This window comes from Polymorphobacter megasporae, from assembly GCF_018982885.2.
GTDB classification, from domain to species: Bacteria; Pseudomonadota; Alphaproteobacteria; order Sphingomonadales; family Sphingomonadaceae; genus Polymorphobacter_B; species Polymorphobacter_B megasporae.
In genome coordinates this window covers 756,966-777,234 of the sequence record NZ_CP081849.1, presented here as the reverse complement: position 1 = coordinate 777,234, position 20,269 = coordinate 756,966, and the positions used below count along the sequence as shown (strand labels likewise).

Genomic DNA, 20,269 nt, shown 5'->3' with positions numbered 1-20,269 from the left:
GAGGCGCTCGTTCCAAAAGTCGCCAGGATCCTCAAGGGGATAATCGGATCGACCGGCAAGTTCGTGGGGTTCCTGCAGGCCTTCGCTCCCGGCCCGCCCGATGCCCGGCCTCGATATGGCCAGTTCGACTTCGCGCCCGACAAATGCACGGCTGCCATCAAGCAGGTCTACAAGTTGCGGTCGCGCGCGCTGCACGACGGGACGCCGTTCCCATTCCCGATGTGCCATCCGCCCGACACGTTCGACGGGGTCGCCGAGGAAGTCCCGACCGGCCTTGGCGCAGGAGCGCTGGGTGCAACCTGGGCAGTCGCCGATACCCCAATGCTCCTGCACTTCTTTGCCTATCTGACGCGGGTGCCTTGCTCAGCTGGTGGCGCACGCTTGTTCCGGTCGATGCCCAGGTCGACGATCCGCCTTTCAGCGATACCCTCCGCGAACCGGGCGGACCCGGTCGCGCGGTCTGATTCACGGCACGACCTCGCCCACTATCACCCAGGTGAATCGGCGCTCCGAAGGTCGCGAACAACCTGATCTCGGCAGCGATCAGCCGCCGCGCGCCGACCGCGAGCGTCTTGATCGTGAGGCCGTGCAGTTCCCCGCTGTCGTGCGGGCGTTCTGGGGCTCCTCCCACATACTGATAGGCCTCTGGCCCGGCATCATGCCGGATCATATGCCGCAGGAAGGGCACGAAATGGTTCGGTCCGAATCGCATAATTGCGAGCGCGTGACCGACCTTGGCGAGCATCCGGACGAACGCGAACATGTCCATGGCATTCGAATTGAACCGCTTGATGCCAAGCGCTCCTAGCTTTTCGGCATCATAGTTGATCGCCTGGGTCCACGGCTTGGGGTGACCGGACTGCACCGTACCGGGCGGCATCAGGATGCCGGGAAGCGAGAAGCGCGGGATCATCCAGGTCACAGGGTAGTCCGCGACAGGCACCATGACCTTGGCGTTGGGATCGCCGTTGATCCCGAACAGCGGGAGATGTGTCGGCCGCTGCTTCGTGCGAGATTGGAATTGGAGATATTCCCGCACCGCCCGGAAACCGCCTCGCATAACGAGCGCCTCGGTGCGTCCCGTGATCTGCTCGCACGCTTGGCAGCTCGCTTCGGGCAGCGTGTAGCGGCCGTTGATCGAGAAGGGGACGATATGCTCCTCGCGAAGAGGCCCGCCATCGGCCGAATAGCGATCGGCGCCGCAATAGATGCACAGGCCTACCGGCGCGCCGCGGATTTCCGGCAGCCGCTCCAGCAACACGCTCGTCCCATCGAATTGCTCGCGCGTCTCCATCGACGCCTCGTATAGCAATCTGACGAGGCTCGGTCTGCGCTGAACCCGTTCCGGGAAGCTCTAGCTCCGGCCGGCGGCGATCCGCGCCCATCATATGTGACGTGGTCGCGGACGCGTGCTCTCGCTTGCGCTAGCGTCACTCGCATGCGGTTCCAGAAATCCGGTGGCCTGACTGAGTCGGAGGCGATCCTCGCACGCTTGTGCGAGCGCTCTTTCCTGCGATTGTGGACCTACCCCAATCTTTACCGCGCGCCGTCCAAGGAGCTGACCGACTTGATGGTCGTGTTCCGCAATGACGTGCTGCTCTTCTCGGACAAGAGCTGCGTCTATCCCGACACCGGCGATGCCATGCTCGACTGGCGGCGTTGGTTCTCGCGCGCGATTGGCACCTCCGCGCATCAGGTGCGCCAAGCTGAGCGCTGGTTACTGACTTATCCCGATCAGGTCTTCCTAGACGCCAAGGCGCAGGACCGGCTGCCAATCGCGCTGCCGGTGCCCGCCGACATGCGCGTTCATCGCATATGCGTGGCGACCGGCGCCGCTGAGCGCTGCCGGCGCGAGACCGGACAGCCGATGCTCGGGATCGACCTGACAATCGCCGACGCCGCGGTTCCGCTGCGCATCGGCACCGTCAGCAAGGCGCGGGGATTTCTCCATGTGTTCGACGCCGATGCGCTGGCGCTGGTTCTCGCGGAGCTCGACACGATCAGCGATGTCGTCGCCTATCTCGTCGCCAAGGAAGCGCTCGCCGCGAAGGGCCTGTTTAAGCGCGCGCGTAGCGAGGCCGATCTGCTTGCATACTATCTTCACAATAATCGCACCTTGCCCGCCGAGGCAGAGCCGTTCGTACTTGAGCCCGACCTTTGGCGGCAAGTCGAGAAGCAGGCGCCGTTCCGCGAAGGGCGCGCCTCAACACCGCGCACCGCACCTGGGACCGGCTGATCGAATATGTCACCGGCCAATTCCTGGCCGAACAGCTGGAGTTCGGCAACGACCTCGCCATGAACGACTATGAGCGTGTGGTGCGGATCATGGCGTCCGAAAGCCGCCTCCGTCGCCGCTTCCTCTCACAGGCGATCGAGGAGCGCGCTGTCCGCGCCGGCGGCGGTTGGATCGGATCGCTGCTCCCCTCCGAACATCCTGAGGTCCATTACGTGCTGCTGATCGGACCGGGAGCGCCTCAAGCCGAATATGCCGCGTATCGCGTGCACCGCTCGCGCGAATTGATGCTCCGCTGCTACGCCGCCAAGGCGGCGCGGCCGGACGCGCGCTTCATCGTCGGCATTGGTCTCGACGCCGCCGGCCAGCCCGGCAGTTCGGAGGATCTCGTCTATCTCGACACCGTGGCATGGACCGGCGAGGACATGGCACGAGCCGTCGCCATCCGCGCCGATCTCGTCTTCTTCGTGGAGGGCGTCATGGTCGAGCACAGGCACGACATCGATGAATATCCCGGCGCCGGCAACTGAGCCTTCCTCCGGCAGATCACGGTGACGCGTGGACGTCGGGCGCCGCCAATCCTATCTCTGTATGATGGCGGACGGTGAGTCAGTGGACGATGATCGGGGCGCGGAGCGCGGCATCCTGCCGTCGCGCTTCATGCGCGGACTGCGCCCCGAATTCTATTCGGACACGCGCGACCGAACCGATTATCAACTCGATGCGCCGCTGCTCGCCTTCCACCTCGATACGCTGACCCAGCGCAACGAGACCCACGACTTTGAGATATTTTGCCGCAAGCTGTCCGAGCGCGCGATCTGCCCCAACCTCGTTCCGCAGACCGGACCTGAAGGCGGCGGAGACAGCAAGGCCGACACCGAGACCTTCCCGGTCGCCGACGAGATCAGCAGCCTCTATTACGAGGGCGAGGCCAATTCCGGGCGCGAGCGATGGGCCTTCGCGTTCAGCGCCAAGCAGCGCTGGAAACAGAAGGCGACGGACGACGTTCAGGGCCTGATCGACACAGGCCGGACCTACAACCGTATTATCTGCGTCACCGCGCGCGCCGCGCGGGCCAAGGACCGCGCCGCGCTGGAGACCGAGCTTTCCGTGCGCGCAGGCGTGCCCGTCACGATCCTCGACCGCTCTTGGATCGTCGCGCAGGTCATCGAGCACGGCCGCAAGGACCTCGCGGTAAACTATCTCGGCGTCGGCACCGAGGTGGCCGACGCGAGCGAGCTAGGCCCTACCGACTATTCCCGGCTCCAGCAGCTCGAGGCGATTGAGCGCGAGCTGGAGGACCCGGCCGCCTATGGCGTCGAGCAGCACCGCGTCGTCGATTCGCTACTGGCCGCCAAGCTGGCGCGCGGCCTTGAGCGACCGCGCGTCGAGATCGACGGACGCTTCGCGCGCGCCATCCGGCTTGCCGATCAGTCCGGCAGCCTCCACCAGCGCGTGGAGGCCCGCTACGAGCAGATCTGGACCGCCTATTGGTGGTTCGACGACTTCGCTTTCCTCGAAACCGAATATCCGGTGGTCGAGGCGCTTGCGGCCGACGCCAGCCATGCGCGTACGCTCGGCTTCCTCGTCAACCTCGGGCAGCTCCTGTTCAATTCGGTGACGCACGGTCACCTCGATCGCGTCGCCTGCCAGCTGGATCGGCGGATCGAGTGGATCGCGGCGCTGCTTCGCCCGATGGCCGCCGACCGCGAGCGGCCCAATAACCGGCTCGAAGCGCGCGCCGCGCTGCTGCATCTCGAAATGAACCAAGCCGTGCTGGCGGGCGATGGCGACGCGCTGTCGCGGGTTTGGCACGGATTCTCCGAAATCCTCGACGATGCCGACGGCATGGGCGAGTTCGATGCCGAGCGCTTCGCCAAGCTGGCGGAGGTCGCCGAAGGCGTCGCCGGCGACGACCCGGCCTATGCAGCGCTGATCGACAAATTGTCCGAGTTCGTCTCGGCGCGCACCGGCGAGGCGCATGGCGCGCTGATCCTGCTGCGGCGCGCCCAGAACCTCGACGGGAACCGGCATTTCGAGATGATCCGGCTGCTCTCCAAGGCCGCGATGCAGCTGACCAAGAAGGAACACAGCGCAGAATTCTCAGACGCGCTGTCCTACCTTATCCACGCCTATCGCAGCGCGGGCCTGCTGTGGGCCGCGCGGGCGACGTGCGTCATGGCGCTGTCGACGATGATCATCGATGCCGAGGAAGGTGACCGCCTGCCGCCGCGTTTCGCCGTGGTCGCCAAGGCATGGGCGTGGCTGTCGCTCGACCTTCACCATTATCCCGACTTCATCGTCGCCATCGGATTGTTTAAGGGCACGATCGAGGCCCTTCCGTTCCGCGACGAGGACCGCGAGAAGTTGCGGCGCGACGCGCAGGAGCTCGAGATCGCCGCGGCCAGCCGCCTCATCAACCTCAGCGACGCCGAGCTGGCCCGCTTTGCCTGCTGGCCCGACCTGTTCGAGGCGGCAGAGCTGTTCATGCCGCGCACAGCACTCCTCTTCACGCTAGGCTACGAGGACGTCCTGCGCGCCGACGGCAGCATCCCCGCGGCCGAGACCGACCAGGGCGCGCGCGACATGCTATCGGTGCTGGCCAGCCAGCCGGTTGGGGCGGCCACCATGCCGAGCGGCGCCATCCTCCAAGCGTCGGGCGAGCCGTTCCGTGTCTCGACCCGTCTTCTTGGCATGGAAGTGGAGGTGCGCAACTCGGGCAGCGATCATGCAATCCTCGCTGCCGAGGCGCTCGTCGGCAGCCTCGAGGCGTTCTTCGCGACCACAATCGAGCATCGCGTTATGCCGCACACCGAGCGCTTCGCGATCGAGATCGTTGATAGCGCCGACGCTGATGCCCCCCGATTCACGGTTGATCGCGAGCGCATGACGGGATCGCTGGTCTGGCCCGCGAACCTGCCGCCGACCCGCTTCGGCGATCAGGAACTGATCCGCCCGCTTTGGCTCGACATCGCCGCACAGCTGCTCGACGCCACCTGCTTCATCCCGGATGCCGATCGCACCATCACCACGCTGACCCAGGGGGAGCGGGTATTCGGTCGCATGGGGTTGGTGACGGCGGCCGCGCAAAGCTATCATCGCTTGATCGGTCGCTATCTGACTCGGCCCGGCGACCTGCTCGACAAGCAGCTCCGGATCTTTCCGCCGCGCGCGCCGCGCCCGGCGATCGAGCACGTCGATCTCGAAGCGCTTGTCGCGGAGCGATCCGACCGGCCGCCGACGCCGGCATCGCCCAGATCGACGGCGGAGAGCCACCGCGATCTTGGCGTGCGATCGGTCATTGATGTCCATCTGTGGAACCAGGCGAAATGGCGCGGCGCCGGTTTCGCCCAGAACGCGCCCGGATATCCGCCCTTCCTCGCCCTCATCTTCGAGAATGACGACGCTGCGACCAAGATCTTTTCGCGCTGGCGCGAGCGCATCGGCCCGTATGACGAGCAGGATCGGATTCGGCTGTCGGTGATCCGCCATATTCCCGGCCACAGCCCGTTCCACTATTCGATCCAGCTTAGCGCCAATGCCCTTCCGGGCGAGCTTGAGACGGGACAGGTGATCGGCTTCACCGCGAGATCGATGGTCGTTGAGCCAACGAGCGGCGAAAACCTCGAGAACTTCTTAGAGCCCGATTCAAAAGTACATCAATGAGTTGAGAGCCTTGCGATTCTGCGTGTGAGCATTCGGATGCTGGCGATGGTTGCCCATGCCGTGGCGCTTTCGATGGATCGCTCCCAGTCTTTGGCGAGACGTCGGCAGCGGCCCAGCCACGCGAAGGTCCGCTCGACAACCCAACGGCGGGGCAAAAGCACAAAGCCCTTGGCGGTATCGGAGCGCTTGATGATTTCGAGGGTCCAGCTGCCATGGCCTTCAAGCGCGGCCTTGAGTTTGTCACCGGCATAGCCACCATCGGCAAACACATGGCGCAGGAACGGGAAACGGAAACGGATGGCTTTGAGGACATCGACAGCGCCGTCGCGGTCCTGAATGTCGGCGGCATGGACCAGGATAAACACCAGAAAGCCGCAGGTATCGGTGATGATATGGCGTTTGCGGCCCTTCACCTTCTTGCCGGCGTCATAGCCGCAAATTCCGCCGCTTTCCGTTGTTTTGACCGATTGGCTGTCGATAACGCCAGCACTGGGTGAGGCCTCGCGGCCGGCCTGTTCGCGTGCTGCCATTACCAGCAAGTGGTTGATTGTCGTCAGCAGCCCACTATCCCGCCAGCTGTAGAAATAGCCGCGCACTGTCGACGTCGCCGGAAAGCATTTGGGCAGCATCCGCCAGGCGCAACCGCTCGACGCAATATACATGATCGCATCCATCACCGCCCGAAGGCAGGTCGTGCGACGACGCCCGCCGCTGCGGGCTGCCGGAAACAGCGGCTCGATCAACGCCCATTCCGCATCCCGTAAATCGCTTGGATAGCGCCCCCCCTTGCGCATATGCTGACGGCGAGCGGTATCAGTCCAAGGCAAGTTCTTCTCCTATCGTCTCGACAACGACGGTGAATCACAACCTACTGGTATCGCTCAACTACTTTTCGTTCAGGCTCTTAGGGGATTATCGTCGGTACGGAGCGTATTACCTTATCCCGGCTATTTGGCACAAAGGACTTGCCGAACCGGACTTCCGGTGGGACTTGCCAGTGCTTAAGCGGCAGTTCAACGTTCTGGAAGCTTCCGCAGTAACCAATCAGCAGATCGAGTGGTTCACGCTCCGCGAAGCCGACGACCTCGATGATGCTAAGGGATAGCCGCGACGCGCGCGTGCTGCCGCAATGGAGGCGCGGGTGTGAGCGGTTCGCTGCCTGCCTACCTCTCAAGTTGCACGACCGTCAGCCGCTCGTGAGGCGCAATCAGCAGTTTGCCATCAATGCTTTGCAGTCGCCATCCTCGCTGGTGAACGTCGCCGCAGGTAGCTGGCGGGCCTCGGCTTGAGCAAGGCAACGCCGTTCCGCCACGAGCGCGGTTTCGAAGTCAGCCCCGCCCTCGTCCGCCCCGCCGGCGAGGGCCTCGTCGCCTGTGAAACTACGCTGGCCGTATTACTAAGCTTCTACGGCATGGGCGAGTTCGACCGCCCCTGCGAAGGTCGCACAGCGGCTCCGAAGTGAGCCTATTTAAGGGGCCGGTGGACTTCCGCGGCCTAACGGCGAGCAGGGCTGGCAACGCCTTTCCTTTCGATCGCCGTCGGGAGGTTAGGCGATTCAAACACTGCCACGGAGTGCGGCCCAGAAGGCATCGTCGGGCGCCTTCAGACCAAACAACGTTCGCTGACGCTCGCGCTCGCGCTTCACGGCCACCTGGCGGAGCTCTTCGCCAAGGGCCGCCCCGAACCGCAGCACGAGCGGCGTGTCCCTCAGATCGCGCCAGTCGGCGAAGAACCGCAGGTCCGCGACCCTGGCGGCGAGGGTTCCGGCGGCCCAGAACGCGACGGGGTCTGTCGAGCCGCACGCGATCTCGAGCCAATGACGAGCCCAGCAACGGCGACCGGCGGTCGCGCGCGCGTGGGCTGCGACCTCCCCCAGAAAGCCGGTCCCGCGATCCTTCTCGAGCGCGGCGACGTGCGATGTGGCCGGTCGGAGCGCGGTGACGGTGAGGGCGCGTGCCACCCGCGCCGGGTGCGGATCCGCGAGCGCAGCGTTCGTCCAGCCGTCGAGCCAGGCGCCAGCACCCAGCGCGTCGGTGAACCGAGCGAGCTCGGCCAGACGCGCGTCGTTTCTTGCGACCTCGTATTCGGCGGCGAGGAGCGCTGCAGGTCCAGACGCCCGGGCGGCACGAATGAGCGCCCAGTCGGGGAGCGGGATGCGCTCGGGCTCAATGACGATGTGCACCGGAGTGCGCAGCCCGCGAAGGGTGGCGAGGGCCTCGACGCAGAGGTCTTCCCGATCATCTGCCAGCGCCTGAGCGATCACCAGGCCGACGTTGGCGAGCTGCGCGCGGGCATGCGGGTCCGACTGCGCGAGGATGCCCCGGAGCCATCGGGCGCTGCGCTCCGGGTCCTTTGACGTGGCCGCCTCAAGCCCCTCGATCTGGGGTTCTGTCGCGACCTCGCCGAAGCCGCTCAAGCTCAGCCGCTGGCGATAGTCCTCTGCGGATTGTTGGAGCGACCTGCGCTCCTCGCGGTCGGCGGCGAGGCCACCGTCGGGCGCGTTCACCCGCTGGACCAGCGCTTCGAGGTCGCCCTCCTGGCCCTCCGGCGCCGACTTCTCCTGCCGCGGCTCGGCCCATCGGGTCGCGCCGGCGCTGGCCATGTCCAGCCCGATGAACAAGTCGACCCCCCTTGGGGCGGACACGGGCGCTGGAGCTGAGAGCCGCCTCATAAGCGTGTCCACGCCCGCGGCAAAGGCATCCATCACCGGGCCGCCCAGCGCAGCCGCGATCTCGCCGGCGAAGCGCGGCGGCATCTTGCCAGGAACCGAACGGGCTGCACGCCGGAAGGCGGCCGCGTAGGCGCGCTGGCGCCAATAGAGATCGTCGTCGCGCTCGAGGTCGAGCCCTCGGCGGTCGACATCGTCCAGCAGGCGCCTGATTACCGCTCCAAACCTTTTACGGTTTGGACGTTCGCACGGGTTTCTTGAGAACGTGATGACCCATCCAAGCTACCAAGGTCAGGGCTTTGGCAAAGCCGTCGTTTTAAAGGCGCTCAACCATGCTTGGTCTTTGGACTGCCATCACGTGCTGATGCAAAGTGGGCGCGCTGATAAAGGAGTGCATGCATTCTACGAGGGGCTCGGATTCAAAGGGGGTTTGCGCGTAGGTTATGTGGCCATGCAGCAGCCGGGATGATGGCAGCTTCCGGTCGGGTCAGGAGCCTAGGGACGACCGCGATGGGGGCTTGAGCCGCCGCCGGGTCCTCGGTCTGGAGAATGGCAGCTATCCGGCTTTCACCGCCCGGAAGCGGAGTGTCTGGATACGGCCCCGAGCCAGAAGCACTACCGGAACTCACGTCCAGTTGCGGAGATCGCTCAAGCCGCTTTGGAAGACCGCTGCGTGTCTTTTCGCCGATTGCGCCCTACGATCCACTTCTGTGCTGGCCGTTGCCGGCTGCGTGGCCGAAGTCCGGCTCAGTGGACCACTAAATTCCAGAGCAATGCTGCGTTGAGGACGACGATAAGACCGGTCGCTGCCCAAGCTGCACATGCCAGCCATCGCGGATTGGCAAAGCGCCCCATCACCTCGCGTCGGTTGGTGAACGAGACGAGCGGCACCACCGCGAACGGCAGTTGCAGGCTGAGGATGACCTGGCTGAGGATCAGGAGTTCGGTTGCGCCGCGATCACCCTTCGCCGCGACGATGATCGCCGCCGGCACAACGGCAAGGAGCCGCGTCACCAGCCGGCGCAGCCAGACTGGAAGCCGAAGGTCGAGAAAGCCCTCCATGACGATCTGACCGGCCAGCGTTCCGGTAACCGTCGAGTTCTGACCCGAGGCGAGCAGCGCCACCGCGAACACCGTGCTGGCGACGCCGACGCCGAGCAACGGCGTCAGGAGATCAGAGGCCTGCGCGATATCGGCAATCTCGGTTCGGCCGGCACGATGAAAGGTCGCCGCCGCCAGCATTAGAATGGCGGCATTGATGAAGAAGGCAAAAAATAGAGCGATGGTGCTGTCCAAAGTCGCCAGACCGATCGCCTGCGCCTTGGCGCGATCATCGTCGGCGATGGTTCTGGTCTGAACAAGGGCCGAATGCAGGTAGAGATTATGCGGCATCACCGTCGCGCCAAGAATGCCGATCGCCAGATACAGTGCCTTGGGGTCGGTGAAGATCCGCTGCGACGGGACCAGCCCGACCGCGGCCTGCATCCAATCGGGTCCGGCAACCGCGAGTTCGAACGCGAAGCAGCCGGCAATCACCATGAGGAGGGCGATGATCACCGCCTCGAGCTTGCGGAAGCCGAAGCGCTGCAGTGCCAGGATCAGGAAAACGTCGAACGCGGTGACAACTACCCCCCAGAGCAGCGGCAGGTGAAACAGCAACTGCAGTGCGATGGCGGTGCCAAGCACCTCGGCGAGATCGCAGGCGACGATCGCGATCTCACACAAGACCCACAAGCCGATCGATACAGGCCGGGGGTAGAATGCGCGGCAGGCCTGAGCGAGATCGAGGCGAGCGGCGACGCCGAGCCGGACCGACAGTGCCTGCAACAGCATCGCCATGACGCTGGCAGCGAACACGACCGAGAGGAGCATGTAGCCGAACGCCGAGCCGCCACCGATGTCGGTCGCCCAGTTCCCCGGGTCCATATAGCCGACGGCGATGAGGTAACCGGGTCCAATGAAGGCGAAGAACCGCCGCCACCACGGCGCGGCGCCGGGAACCGAAACGCTACCTTGTGCTAGCGCGGCGAACGCAGAATGTCGGGTTTGCATGGCGTCGGTCTACAGACGGCGCTGACAGCAGCAAGCGGTCGCCTGTGACGCGGCGACCATTAAAGGTCTGCGACAGAGATTTTTTATCATCAAGATCCGCGGTCGGCCTATCCCTCACGCGGTGTTACCAAGCGCTCGACCTTGGAGGCGTAAGCTGCGCCAGTCTCATACAGCAAGACGTATCCTGGACGTTTCCCGCCCTAAACTCTCGCTGAATCACATGCCTGACGCGGGGACCAGCCCGACGATCTCACGCGCCCGGAAGCCGTCCGCCCGTTGGCGAGATCTGCGACGTTTGCGACAAGCGCTGCCAAATCGACGGATCGTATGTACGTCGATACTGGCGGCGAGGATGTCGTCCCCTGGTCAAAGCCCGACGTCGCCTAGCCGCTTCGGAACATGTTCGTACAGACGGGCGAGATAGAATAAGGCGTCATCACGCATGGCTGACGCTCCTCGCATGCAGAACGACCCGACAACGCCTCTCGATGTCACCATTGTCGACGGCGAGATTGTCATAACCGGTTTTGCCACGGTAGCACCTTCACTAAGTGCCGAGGCCGCACGCACCACGGCTAAGCGGCTGCTGAGAGCAGCGGATAGTCTGACTGTTAATTAGACTTCTGGCAGCTTTTGCGCCACTCAATTGACCTTGCAACTTGGAGATTTAATCCACTTGTCTAGGGAAAAGCAGCTCGCGCGAATCCAAGAGATTGTCCTTGAGCTGATCCCTGGCGCCATGTGCAGGCTGGCCGAGGGAGAAACGCAGGTTATCTGTTACAGCGGGCCTGATCGCGCTATTGAGGTGAGATTTGAATTAAATGGGCTCTCGATTGGACTAATACGGCAACAGGCCAAACTTCTGGCGAGCAAGATCGCTCTCGCAGACGCATGTAAACCGCGTCACTAAGCTTGCCTGCGGTCGCGAACATTCCCCCGGGGACACATAGCCAAAAGCGCGGTATCGGACGTAGAGGCGGCCTAGACTGCCCAGTTTCTGCTCCCAAACGCGGGCGGCCTGGGTGAACCGGCTGTCCTGCGTGACCTATTCTTCATTGACCGGTGCGCCACCCGCTGATCGAACGAGTGCAGGCGCCATCCGTGCACATAGGCTGACCGAGCACCCTCTATCACGTGGCCGCAGAACCGCCATCATCCGGCAGCATGGTGTTGAGGAGGATGTTGCCCGTCTCTGTTTGCGAGATTTCCATACCCCGCCTCTTAACGGAACAAAGCAGGTACCTCGCACCTTGGGTCGAACGGCTTAGGGAGTTCGAAGCGCAGCACCGTCCCGGCTTTTGTTGCCATAGGGAAAAAATTAAGACGGCGTCAGACGTTAGGAGGAATGCGCGCAAAGCGTCTAAGAGGGCAAAGCCTAAAAACCAGGAGAAAAAAACGTGGCGGCACCGACCGGCGATGTCGTAGCGCGCGCCTTCGAATTGGCAGCCGACACGCATTATACGACCGTTCGCGAGATCGCGCGCCAACTAGATAAAGAAGGCTACGCCAATGTGGCCGCCCATCTTCAAAGCTTAGCTCTCAGCCGGCAACTTCGCCAAGTGATCGCTGCGCGATAGCGGGGCGTATCAAGCAATTGAGGAGGGCGGGTCTCTAGCAGCTTCAGCAACTTCAGCGGATGAGCGAGAGCGAACCGTCAAGGGACCGGGCACGGATTTTATTGAAGGGGAGCTGCTCGACCAGTGACCAGTGGCGTTAATATCCGTCGTTAGCTGCCGGCCCTTGCGAACGACGGCTAGGCTCCACTCAAGTCATGCTAAACGCGGACCGAGACCCCAAAGCGGTCGACACATTATGATGATGAATAACCGTTCTCGAGGACTGCGATTGAGCGCGGGAACGTTTAAGAATGGTTTTCCAAGCGTACAGCGGTAACGGAACGATAGTACGCTATGCAGCATCCGAGGTCAGGTAGCGGTCGGACTGCTCTCGGCGCCGAGGTGGCGGGCAGTGCCCGTGCGGCAAGGGCCGGATTTGGGTGAGAAGCGGTCCAGAGGGTTTCGGGACGGCCTGGTCGAAAGTCGCCCTTCGCTCGGTGTCACAACCGTTTCGGTTTGACCCTCAAGGCAGTCGAGCAGCTCAAAGCCGTAGATGCTATTCGGCCAGATGTTTGATGATAGGGCAATCGGGGCGATCATCCCCGTGACAGGTCTGAGCAAGTTCACTCAGTGATCGGCGCATGGCTTCCAAGACGAGGACCTTGCGGCCTAGTTCGGCGGCGCGCGATTGCGCCAAGGCCTTTACCTCGGCGCTCGACCTCGCGCGATCCGACCAAAGTCCCAGCAGTGTGCGAATTTCCTCGATCGGGAATCCGAGGTCACGCGCGTTGGCGATAAAGCGCAGACGATGAACGTCGGCATCCGAATAGTCCCGGTAACTCCCGCGCCGGGGCGGCGCGGGCACCAAATCGATTTTCTCATAGTGGCGGATCATGCGTTGAGAGACGCCGCTGGCGTCTGACGCCGCGCCGATGTTCATAGCTTCACCGTGTTCAACCGCAGTGCGTTGAGGACCACGGTAAGGGACGAGAGTGCCATCGCCGCGCCGGCCAGCATCGGCGAGAGCAGAATGCCCGCCACGGGGTAAAGCACCCCGGCCGCGACGGGCACGCCGATGCCGTTGAACAGGAACGAGAAGAACAGGTTCTGGCGGATATTCCGCATCGTAGCGTGTGCGAGCTTGCGCGCGCGCACGATCGCCGAGAGATCGCCGCGCGTGAGCGTTATGCCGGCGCTTTCGATCGCAACGTCCGTTCCAGTGCCCATCGCCAGACCAACATCGGCGGCGGCAAGGGCGGGAGCGTCGTTGATCCCGTCGCCCGCCATCGCGACCTTGGCACCGCTCGCCTTCAATTCGCCAATGATACGCGCCTTGTCTTCCGGGCGCAGGCCGGCGCGCACGTCGTCGAGTCCGCCGACGGCGCGAGCGACCGCATCCGCGGTCGTCTGATTGTCACCAGTCAGCATGATGACGCGAAGCCCCTGCTGGCGGAGTGCGGCGATTGCCTCCCTCGCGTTGGCGCGCACGGGATCGGCGACCGCCAGCAGGCCGGCAAGAGCGCCATCGATCGCCACTAGGATGACCCCAGCACCGTCGCTACGATGACGATCGGCAGCGGCATCGAGGGGCTTGGGATCAGCGCCGATCCGGCTCATCTGCGCGGCGTTCCCGATCACGACCGAACGGCCGCCAATTGTAGCGCTGACCCCCAACCCGGTCTGCGAGGTGAAATCGGCAACCGTCCCGAGCTGCAATTTACGTTTCTTGGCGGCAACGACAATCGCGTGGGCGAGCGGATGTTCGGATTGCCCTTCAACCGCGGCAGCGAGGGCGAGCATGTCGTTTTCCTCGACAGCGCCGACCGTCTCGACCGCGATCAGCGACGGCTTGCCTTCCGTGAGCGTGCCCGTCTTGTCGATGACAAGCGTATCGACCTTTTCGAGCCCCTGTAGGGCTTCGGCATTCTTGACCAGCACGCCGGCCTGAGCGCCGCGGCCAGTCCCGACCATGATCGACATCGGAGTTGCGAGACCCAGCGCGCAGGGGCAGGCGATGACCAGCACGGCAATGGCATTGAGCAGCGCATGGCCCATGCGCGGTTCCGGGCCGACCAGCGACCACACCACGAATGTGGCGATCGAAATTAGCACGACCAGCGGCACGAACCAGCCCGACACTCGATCGGCGACCGCCTGTATTGGAGCACGGCTGCGCTGCGCGTCCGCGACCATACGGACGATGCGCGCGAGCATCGTATCCGACCCGACTGCGCGTGCTTCCATGACAAGGCTTCCTGTGCCGTTGACCGTTCCCCCGGTGACGGCCGCCTCGACCTCCTTGAGGACGGGCGCGGGCTCGCCGGTGAGCATGGATTCGTCGACCGATGAGCGTCCCTCGACTACCACGCCATCGACGGGGATCGCATCGCCGGGGCGAACGCGCAGTCGATCGCCGGCCGTCACGTCGGCAAGACTGACTTCTTCTTCGGACCCGTCCGATCGCAACCGGCGCGCCGTTTTAGGGGCAAGATCCATCAGGGCGCGGATCGCGCGCCCTGTCGCCGCCCTAGCACGCAGTTCGAGGACCTGTCCGAGCAGCACCAGCGCCACCACGACACCGGCCGCCTCGTAATAAACCGGGACCACGCCCCCGTGCATCCGGAAGGTCGCGGGAAAGATGCCGGGCGCGACCGTTGCGACGAGGCTGTAGAGGAAGGCGGCACCGACCCCGATCGAGATCAGCGTGAACATATTGAGATGGCGGGTGCGAAGCGAGGTCCATCCCCGCTCGAAAAAGGGCAAACCCGCCCACAGCACGATCGGGGCGGTAAGCGCGAACTGTACCCAAGGTGATGCGGCAGGACTGACGATATGGATGCCAAGCATTTCGGCGACCATCGAGATCGCCAGCAGCGGCACGGCGAGCACGCCCGCCACCCAAAGCCGGCGCGTGAAATCGACCAGCTCAGGATTAGGCCCATCGTCGAGCGACGGTTCTTCCGGTTCGAGCGCCATGCCGCAAATCGGGCACGTCCCCGGTCCCTCCTGACGGATTTGCGGGTGCATGGGACATGTCCAGATAGCCCCCGGCGTCCTCGTTGGCTCAGGCTTCGGCTCGTCGCCCAGATAGGCGTCAGGGTTCGCGACAAACTTGGTTAGGCAACCGGCGCTGCAAAAATGATAGGTTTGGCCGGCGTGCTCGGCATGTTGAGCCGTTTTCGCCGGATCGACCGTCATCCCGCACACCGGGTCCGTGGCATTCACCGCGTCGTCAGGGGCCCTGCCGCCAGAGCAGCAGCCGCCCGTTTTGATGGTTTGTTCGGTCGTCACGGGGCTGTCAGAGCAGCAGGACGAGAGCGCGACAGCCGCCTCCGCCGCTGGCTTTGCCGAACAGCCGCAGCCCTTTGCTTCGGATCGGGATTGAGGATCGTTCATGACATGAAACTCCTTCGACCCGAAAGCATGTAGGGTCTGACATCATGTCAGGGTCAAGGCCTATCCGCTGCGATGGTCAACTATCGGAATCTACGCGGCGCACGCGGTTAACCCTTATGAGGCCGGCTCAGCACGACTGCTCACTTCCATTGCCTACCCGTCATTGCGATCCATGCTGAGGGGTAGGAGCCGCCCTCGCGTACCCTATGCTAGAGAGGCGGAGTGAACGGTATGGACGACCTCGACGAAGTATTGGCCAGGCTGGCGCACGCACCCGTGCCCGCGAGCCTCGATGGACTAGAATCCAGGGTGCTGGCGCGGATCAACGCTCGTCCCGCTGTGCGCGCCGGCATGGGCGTCGGCGCAATGACAATCGCGGCGGCGCTCGTCATGGGCATATTCGGGGCGGGCTTTCCCACACGCGAGGCCCGTGCGGTATCGGCGCTTTCTCCGTTGGGGTCAGTGTCATCGCTCGCACCCTCGAACTTGCTCATCGGGGCGCCATGAGCGGGCACGCGCGCCTGACGTTGTGCGTGATCGCGTGCTTCATCGCCGCCATCGGTGGTGTGTTCGTCGGTCGCGCGTTTCTTCCCACCCTCGTGCCGCCCGGCGCGGCGCTCCACGACGTGCTGCATCACAAGCTGGCGCTGGACGCAGAACAGGAAGCGCGTCTGCAAGTGCTGGAACAGCGGTTCGCGGTGCGACGGCGCGCGCTCGAGCTCGAGTTGAGAGCTGACAATGCCAAGCTCGCGGAGGCGATTGAGGCCGAGCACGGCAACGGCCCGCGTGTCGCCGCAGCGGTCGATCAGAGCCACGCCGTCATGGGCGAGTTACAAAAGGCGACGCTCGCGCACATATTCGCGATGCGACAGCTTCTCCGACCTAAACAGACTGGGCAGTTCGATCAGGCGGTGGTCAAGGCGCTTACCGACGACGCGCGGTGAGTTTCGACTGGACGACGCTATCCGAGGCAGAGCTCGCGACGCTCAGCATCGCCGGTAGACAAGCCGCTTTTGCCGAGATCATGCGTCGGCATCGCCAATCGATCTTTCGTACGGTCCGGGCCTGTTGTGGCGACACCGACGAGGCGCTCGACCTGGTGCAGGAGACATTCGTCGCCGCCCATCAGGCGCTACCCCGCTATGACGGTGACCGTTCAATGCGCGCATGGCTATCGACGATCGCGATCAACAAATGCCGTGATTGGGGCAGGAAGCGGACAGTGCGCCGCTTTCTGTCTTTCGCAATCCCGCTCGGCATGGAGTCCGAGGCGGTCGCGGACGACAGGCGAGCGATCGACGATGTAGCCGGCGATCGGCAGGAGCTGGACCGCGTCACACGCGCCATTTCCCGCCTGCCCCCCAATCTGAAGGAGCCGTTGGTCCTCAGAACGATCGAAGGGCTGAGCCAGGCCGAGACCGCGACCGTTCTATCGATCAGCGAGAAGGCGGTAGAAACCCGCTTGTATCGTGCCCGCGCGAAGCTGTTGGAACAATTCAGCCGAGCCTGAGGGCTAGCGCGGCCGGCCGCGTATGAAAACTTGAGGGGCACCCCCGTTCGAGAGCCTTGAGGACCGTATGAGCCGCATAATCGACCGCCGCCAGATGCTACGCGGGGCCGCCCTCGCGGGAGGCGGGCTCGCGCTATCGGCCTACATGCCTGCCTGGGCGCAGACCAATTCGGTAGGGATGACGACTCCGCGCCTGACCGTCACCGGCAACGACATCACGCTGCGGATCGCGCGCCAGACGATGATGATTGACGGTCGCCCGTCCAAGGCGATCGGCATCAACGGCACTGTGCCAGCTCCGCTGATCCGGTTGCGCGAGGGGCAGAACGTGCGCCTCAGCGTTATCAACGATCTCGACGAGGACAGTTCAATCCACTGGCATGGGTTGCTCGTTCCGACGCAGTTCGACGGCGTGCCGGGTGTGTCGTTCCCGGGCATCAAGCCCCGCTCAACGTTCGTCTATGAGTTTCCGATCAAGCAGAACGGCACGTATTGGTATCACAGCCATTCGGGGCTTCAGGAGCAGCTTGGGCATTACGGCCCGATCGTGATCGATCCGGCCGGCGTTGATCCGGTGCAGTCCGATCGCGAGCACGTTATCGTGCTATCCGACCACAGCCAGCTCAGCCCCGAAGCCATCTTCCGCGACATGAAGGTCGATCCTGGCCACTTCAGCTATCAGCAGCAGACGTTGGCGGGCCTTCTTGCCGGTGCGGATCAGCGGCTTAAAGATCGAATTAAGTGGGGCAAGATGCGGATGTCCCCGACCGACATCTCGGACGCGACCGGCCCCGCCTACACCTACCTCGTCAACGGGCATGGCCCGCGCGACAACTGGACGGCGCTTTTCACCCCCGGGCAGCGCGTGCGGCTGCGCGTCATCAATGCGTCGTCGATGACGACCTTCAACGTCCGCATCCCCGGCCTCAAACTCACCATCGTTCAGGCGGACGGGCAAAATGTTATGCCCGTCGAGGTCGACGAGTTCCAGATCGGTGTCGCTGAAACATACGACGCGATCGTTACTCCGAACGACGATCGCGCCTATACGCTTGTGGGCGAAGCGATCGACCGATCGGGCCTGGCGCGCGCGACGCTTGCCCCGCGCGCGGGCATGGCGGCCGAGGTTCCAGCACTTCGGCCGCGCCCACTTGCGACGATGAAGGACATGGGCATGGATATGTCGTCGATGGGCGGCATGGATATGTCGGGCGGCCAGATGCGCGGCCCCGACCCTACGGCCGAGAAGAATCCTTCGGCCAAACTTACCGCCTCTGGCGCCGGTACGGCTGCGGGCGCGATGGCTATGAGCAGCATGACGTCGGGCGGTAGCGCAATGCCCGGCATGGACCACGCGGCCATGAACCACGGCGCGATGGCGGTCGGCAGCAGCGCCGGAGGCATGGCCGGCATGGATATGTCCCAGCAAGGCGGCAACGGCGCGATGGACATGGGCTCGATGAAGATGCGCGACTTCTCGAATGCGCCCGAGGTGAAGAAGGGACCGGGCGTACAGACAATGTCGCCGATGCCCGTGGACCGGACCGGCGACCCGGGTCAGGGACTGGAGGGTTTCGGGCATAAGGTGCTCGTGTACCGCGATTTGATGGCGCTCGACCGTAACCCCGACGTCCGCGCACCCGCACGCAGTCTCGACATCCACCTGACCGGCAACATGGAGCGCTTCATGTGGTCGTTCGACGGCGTGAAGATGTCCGAGACGATGGAGCCCTTCGCGTTCCTCGAGGGCGAGCGCGTACGCGTGACGCTCATCAACGACACGATGATGGGACACCCGATCCACCTGCACGGGCACTTCTTCGAACTCGTAACGGGGCACGGTGACCACGCGCCGCGAAAGCACACCGTCATCGTGCAGCCGGGCAGCAAGGTGACGTGGGATCTGACCGCCAATGCCGTCGGCGACTGGGCGTTCCACTGTCATCTGCTCTACCATATGCACGCAGGGATGATGCGGACCGTCAGTGTCCGCCCGCGTGGAGAGGCGGCGTGAAGCGCCTTACTTCCATGCTGGCGGGGACGGCCATGCTTACGCTCGCGGCCCCTGTTACAGCGCAGTCGATGCAGGGCATGAATATGCCCGGGATGACGACGCCGGCCAAGCAGAAGCCCGCCGTCGCAAAACCAAAAAGCAAGCGACCCGCCAAGGCGAGCCCCGTACCCGCGAAGCGTAAAGCGCCGCGCTCGGCCGCACCGATGGCCGGCATGAAGGGGGTGGACAATTCGGCGATGCCCGAAATGGACATGCCCGCCAGCACGCCCCCGCAGGCACAAGGTGCGGAAAAGCCAATGGCAGGGATGCAGCCGATGCCCGGCATGAATATGCCGGTCGTTCAGCAAGGCGGCCACGATATGCAGGGCATGGCGGGCATGGCCGGGGCGGCAATGCCCGGTGTGGAGAAGACCGGGACCGCGCTTCCTGCCGGCAACGCGCCTGCACCGGCGCCGCCCACGGATCATTATACCGATCGGTTCTTTCCGAACGAAAATATGGAGCATGGGCGCGCGGCGCTGATGCGGCAGGAGGGCGGCCAGAATTTCTACCAGGTGATGTTCAATCTTGCGGAGTTTCAGGCGCGGCAGGGCCACGACGGCTATCGCTGGGATGGCGAGGCGTGGTTTGGCGGGGACATCAGTCGTTTATGGTTAAAAAGCGAGGGTGACGGCGCTTTCCGACAGGGCGTCGAAAACGCCGAGGTGCAGGCGCTCTACAGTCGCGCGATCGGGCCGTACTTCAATCTTCAGGCGGGCGTTCGCCATGACTTTCAGCCCTCGCCAACCCGCACTTATGCGACGGTCGGATTCGAGGGCCTCGCGCCCTATATGTTCGAGGTCAATGGCGCGCTTTTCCTATCGAACAAGGGCGATTTTCTCGGCCGTCTTGAAGGCTATTACGACCAGCGGATTACCCAACGATTGATCCTGCAACCGCGGGTCGAGCTCAATCTGGCGGCGCAGGACGTGCCCGAGAACCGGCTTGGTGCGGGGCTGACCGACGCCGAGTTAGGGCTGCGGCTTCGCTACGAACTGAGGCGGCAGTTCGCCCCTTATATCGGCGTGTCCTACGTAGCGCAGACCGGGCGCACCGCTGACTTCACGCGTGCCGAAGGCAAGAAGCCGCAGACGACGAGCTTCGTTGCCGGCGTGAGGTTTTGGTTTTGATTTGC

Annotated in this window: 17 protein-coding genes; 11 read left to right on the top strand and 6 right to left on the bottom strand. The window is 63.9% G+C overall.

Features of this window, described 5'->3' with window-relative positions; all coding sequences use genetic code 11:
* Positions 1-157 precede the first annotated feature (157 nt).
* Positions 158-1,294, bottom strand: coding sequence for an HNH endonuclease (locus tag KTC28_RS21760; RefSeq protein ID WP_216711211.1), 1,137 nt, complete (start codon positions 1,292-1,294; stop codon positions 158-160).
* Between the two features lie 144 nt (positions 1,295-1,438).
* On the opposite strand from KTC28_RS21760, the gene KTC28_RS21755 reads away from it, so the two are divergent.
* The 3 genes from KTC28_RS21755 (at position 1,439) to KTC28_RS21745 (ending at position 5,899) form a co-directional block, all read left to right on the top strand.
* Positions 1,439-2,236, top strand: a complete 798-nt coding sequence (locus KTC28_RS21755) for a hypothetical protein (RefSeq protein WP_216711210.1) — start codon at positions 1,439-1,441, stop codon at positions 2,234-2,236.
* Entirely contained in the window at positions 2,158-2,763 is a 606-nt protein-coding gene (locus tag KTC28_RS21750; protein ID WP_216711209.1) for a hypothetical protein, read from the top strand. The genes KTC28_RS21755 and KTC28_RS21750 overlap by 79 nt, the downstream gene beginning before the upstream one ends.
* Positions 2,764-2,845: 82 nt before the next feature.
* A complete protein-coding gene (locus tag KTC28_RS21745) occupies positions 2,846-5,899 on the top strand; it encodes an ATP-binding protein (protein ID WP_223132334.1) in 3,054 nt (1,017 codons plus the stop codon).
* Here the strand turns inward: KTC28_RS21745 and KTC28_RS21740 are convergent.
* Positions 5,893-6,726: an IS5 family transposase gene (locus KTC28_RS21740; RefSeq protein ID WP_216711713.1), complete on the bottom strand. Its 834-nt coding sequence runs from the start codon at positions 6,724-6,726 to the stop codon at positions 5,893-5,895. The two genes, KTC28_RS21745 and KTC28_RS21740, sit on opposite strands and share 7 nt — an antisense overlap.
* A 458-nt stretch (positions 6,727-7,184) precedes the next feature.
* Between KTC28_RS21740 and KTC28_RS21735 the strand changes: the two genes are divergently transcribed.
* Complete coding sequence (locus KTC28_RS21735; protein WP_216711526.1) at positions 7,185-7,361, top strand: hypothetical protein; 177 nt, start codon at positions 7,185-7,187, stop codon at positions 7,359-7,361.
* 93 nt (positions 7,362-7,454) lie between these two features.
* Here KTC28_RS21735 and KTC28_RS21730 read toward each other — a convergent pair whose 3' ends face one another.
* Positions 7,455-8,519: a hypothetical protein gene (locus tag KTC28_RS21730; protein ID WP_216711527.1), complete on the bottom strand. Its 1,065-nt coding sequence runs from the start codon at positions 8,517-8,519 to the stop codon at positions 7,455-7,457.
* 316 nt (positions 8,520-8,835) lie between these two features.
* On the opposite strand from KTC28_RS21730, the gene KTC28_RS21725 reads away from it, so the two are divergent.
* Entirely contained in the window at positions 8,836-9,036 is a 201-nt protein-coding gene (locus tag KTC28_RS21725; RefSeq protein WP_216711528.1) for a GNAT family N-acetyltransferase, read from the top strand.
* Between the two features lie 278 nt (positions 9,037-9,314).
* Here KTC28_RS21725 and KTC28_RS21720 read toward each other — a convergent pair whose 3' ends face one another.
* On the bottom strand, positions 9,315-10,619 hold the full coding sequence (locus KTC28_RS21720) for an Nramp family divalent metal transporter (RefSeq protein ID WP_216711529.1): 1,305 nt from the start codon (positions 10,617-10,619) through the stop codon (positions 9,315-9,317).
* Positions 10,620-12,016: 1,397 nt separating this feature from the next.
* Between KTC28_RS21720 and KTC28_RS21715 the strand changes: the two genes are divergently transcribed.
* A complete protein-coding gene (locus tag KTC28_RS21715) occupies positions 12,017-12,196 on the top strand; it encodes a hypothetical protein (protein WP_216711530.1) in 180 nt (59 codons plus the stop codon).
* A gap of 535 nt (positions 12,197-12,731) precedes the next feature.
* Here KTC28_RS21715 and KTC28_RS21710 read toward each other — a convergent pair.
* Positions 12,732-13,115, bottom strand: a complete 384-nt coding sequence (locus tag KTC28_RS21710; RefSeq protein WP_216711531.1) for a MerR family DNA-binding protein — start codon at positions 13,113-13,115, stop codon at positions 12,732-12,734.
* Positions 13,112-15,373: a heavy metal translocating P-type ATPase gene (locus KTC28_RS21705; RefSeq protein WP_255602653.1), complete on the bottom strand. Its 2,262-nt coding sequence runs from the start codon at positions 15,371-15,373 to the stop codon at positions 13,112-13,114. Before KTC28_RS21705 ends, KTC28_RS21710 begins: the two co-directional genes overlap by 4 nt.
* Before the next feature lie 429 nt (positions 15,374-15,802).
* Between KTC28_RS21705 and KTC28_RS21700 the strand changes: the two genes are divergently transcribed.
* The 5 genes from KTC28_RS21700 (at position 15,803) to KTC28_RS21680 (ending at position 20,264) form a co-directional block, all read left to right on the top strand.
* Positions 15,803-16,078: a hypothetical protein gene (locus KTC28_RS21700; protein ID WP_216711532.1), complete on the top strand. Its 276-nt coding sequence runs from the start codon at positions 15,803-15,805 to the stop codon at positions 16,076-16,078.
* Positions 16,075-16,515, top strand: a complete 441-nt coding sequence (locus KTC28_RS21695) for a periplasmic heavy metal sensor (protein WP_216711533.1) — start codon at positions 16,075-16,077, stop codon at positions 16,513-16,515. The genes KTC28_RS21700 and KTC28_RS21695 overlap by 4 nt, the downstream gene beginning before the upstream one ends.
* Positions 16,512-17,081, top strand: a complete 570-nt coding sequence (locus KTC28_RS21690) for an RNA polymerase sigma factor (protein WP_216711534.1) — start codon at positions 16,512-16,514, stop codon at positions 17,079-17,081. The genes KTC28_RS21695 and KTC28_RS21690 overlap by 4 nt, the downstream gene beginning before the upstream one ends.
* A gap of 67 nt (positions 17,082-17,148) precedes the next feature.
* The gene (locus KTC28_RS21685) at positions 17,149-19,095 is read left to right on the top strand and encodes a copper resistance system multicopper oxidase (RefSeq protein WP_216711535.1); all 1,947 of its coding nucleotides are present in this window, start codon (positions 17,149-17,151) and stop codon (positions 19,093-19,095) included.
* Complete coding sequence (locus KTC28_RS21680) at positions 19,092-20,264, top strand: copper resistance protein B (RefSeq protein ID WP_255602548.1); 1,173 nt, start codon at positions 19,092-19,094, stop codon at positions 20,262-20,264. The genes KTC28_RS21685 and KTC28_RS21680 overlap by 4 nt, the downstream gene beginning before the upstream one ends.
* Positions 20,265-20,269: the final 5 nt, after the last annotated feature.